The sequence below is a fragment of the Stenotrophomonas maltophilia group sp. SKK55 genome, from assembly GCF_057179845.1.
Genome location: NZ_JBXUHP010000020.1, coordinates 1 through 1,860, shown reverse-complemented (window position 1 = coordinate 1,860; position 1,860 = coordinate 1). Strand labels below are relative to the sequence as shown.

Annotated in this window: 4 protein-coding genes; all 4 read right to left on the bottom strand. The window is 63.1% G+C overall.

The window, feature by feature from the left end:
• Positions 1-14 precede the first annotated feature (14 nt).
• Entirely contained in the window at positions 15-776 is a 762-nt protein-coding gene (locus AC2A1N_RS13585; RefSeq protein ID WP_080353444.1) for a sulfite exporter TauE/SafE family protein, read from the bottom strand.
• 18 nt (positions 777-794) lie between these two features.
• Positions 795-1,232 carry a protein tyrosine phosphatase family protein gene (locus tag AC2A1N_RS13580; RefSeq protein ID WP_065178729.1) on the bottom strand — a complete coding sequence of 146 codons (438 nt, stop codon included), beginning with the start codon at positions 1,230-1,232 and terminating at the stop codon, positions 795-797.
• Positions 1,229-1,660, bottom strand: a complete 432-nt coding sequence (locus AC2A1N_RS13575) for a DUF6691 family protein (protein WP_228354995.1) — start codon at positions 1,658-1,660, stop codon at positions 1,229-1,231. The genes AC2A1N_RS13580 and AC2A1N_RS13575 overlap by 4 nt, the downstream gene beginning before the upstream one ends.
• Positions 1,657-1,860: YeeE/YedE family protein (locus tag AC2A1N_RS13570; protein ID WP_484372576.1), on the bottom strand; the 204-nt coding region annotated here is incomplete at its 5' end. The genes AC2A1N_RS13570 and AC2A1N_RS13575, both read right to left, overlap by 4 nt.

Sequence of the window (1,860 nt, the reverse complement as noted above, 5' to 3'; positions counted from 1 at the left end):
TGGAGCACATCCGGTCAGCTCACCTTCCACAGCATGTATGCGGCAGTAATGAAGATCAGTACTGCAAATACCGTGTTCAGAGCTCCACGATAGTTGGCCAGCTTCGTCGAAGTTGCTGCACCTGCAATACCGCCAGCCACGCCGGCAACGACGAAAACTGCCGCGAGCTTCCAGTTGACCAGACCTGTACGCGCGTAGTTCAGTGCGGTGGTCATGCCAAATGCGGCGACGGCGACGAGCGAGCTTCCGACTGCGGCGATCATCGGCATGCCCGTCGCGGCCACCAGTGCGGGCACGATGAGAAAGCCTCCGCCAATGCCAAAGAAGCCAGAAAGCCCGCCGGCGGTGGCGCCCAGCCCAATCAGCGCGGGCGCGTTGCCTCTGCCGAGCCGAGCGTCCGTGAGTCCAGGCGTGTTGCGCCTGCGAAGCATGGCGATGCCGACAACGATCATAGCCACAGCAAACAGCGCCAACAGGCTCCTGCCGTCGAACGCCTTGCCCAAGCTGGAACCCAGGTATGCGCCCGCGATCCCCGCCAGAGCGAAGACCGAGGCACAAGGCCAGCGAACGTTCCCTCTACGGGCATGTATCACCAGATTCGACACCGCATTGACCGCTACTGCCAGGGCGCTGGTGCCGATAGCCACATGCGGATCTCCCACTCCGACCACGTAGAGCATCAGTGGTACCGCCAGGATGGATCCGCCCCCACCGACCACGCCCAGGACGAAACCGACCAGGACGCCAGACAGGCCGCCCAGAACCAACTGCAGCAGAGATAGCGCTTCCATATGTCAGTCGCCGGACGCCGGGCCTTGCTGCAGCCGTGTTGCGATGGAAGAAAGGTCATAGCCTGCATCCGAAGCAACAGACAGGACGTGGTCAAACGCCGCTCCATTGTGAACGACTTCCGACAGCGCCCAAAGCATCGCAGCACGGGTGCCGGTTCTGCAGTACGCGGCAACAGGGCTTGGCAGCGCTTCGATCAACTTGGCAAAGGTATGCACCTGATCATCGGTAATGACGCCAGGCAGCGCAGGAAGATAGGCAAACTGCATGCCCGCCTGGTGGCAGGCGGCCTGCAGCGCATGGTGACTGGGCTGCTCCGGCTGTTCATCGTCGGGGCGGTTGCAGATCACGCTCGCAAAGCCCTGCTCCTTCAGGGCTTCAATGTCCTTTGGCAGGAGCTGGCCGGACACCTTGAGGCTAGCGGAGAGTGGCTTGAGGTTCATGGTTTTCCCGTAGTTGCAGTGGGGCGGTGAATGAGGCCATGCAGGAGCACGCCAGCGATCATTGCCGTGGCGAAGATGATCGCGAAGGGCTGGCCGGTTCCCAGCAACGCGATGGCTGGGCCGGGACATAGTCCGGCCAGACCCCAACCCAGGCCGAATATCGCCGCACCGATCACCAGGCGCCGATCGATGATGCGATGGGTGGGAATGTGCAGCGATACGGCAAGCAGCGGCGTTCTGCGGGCGCGTATCCACAGGTAGGCTGCGCCGGAAGGGATCAGTGCGCCCAGCATGACCAGCGCCAGGGAGGGGTCCCAGGCGTCGCTCACATCAAGGAAAGCAAGCACGCGGGCTGGGTTGGCCATACCGGATACGACCAGTCCCAGTCCGAAGAGTGCGCCGCACAGGAACGCGGCGAGACGGATCATGCCGTGCCCCCCGCCACAATCCGTACCAGGGTCGCCGTGGCCATGCCCATGAGCATGAACACGCAGGTAGCCACCACCGACCGCGACGATCCCCTGCCCAGGCCGCAGACACCGTGCCCACTGGTACAGCCAGCGCCAAGGCGAGTTCCGTAACCCACCAGCAGTCCGGCAATCACCAATACCACTGCTCCGTTTGCGGA

Coding starts and splice junctions, on each gene's coding strand:
- AC2A1N_RS13575 (WP_228354995.1), bottom strand. CDS start 1,660: ATGATCCGTCTCGCCGCGTTCCTGTGCGGCGCACTCTTCGGACTGGGA.
- AC2A1N_RS13580 (WP_065178729.1), bottom strand. CDS start 1,232: ATGAACCTCAAGCCACTCTCCGCTAGCCTCAAGGTGTCCGGCCAGCTC.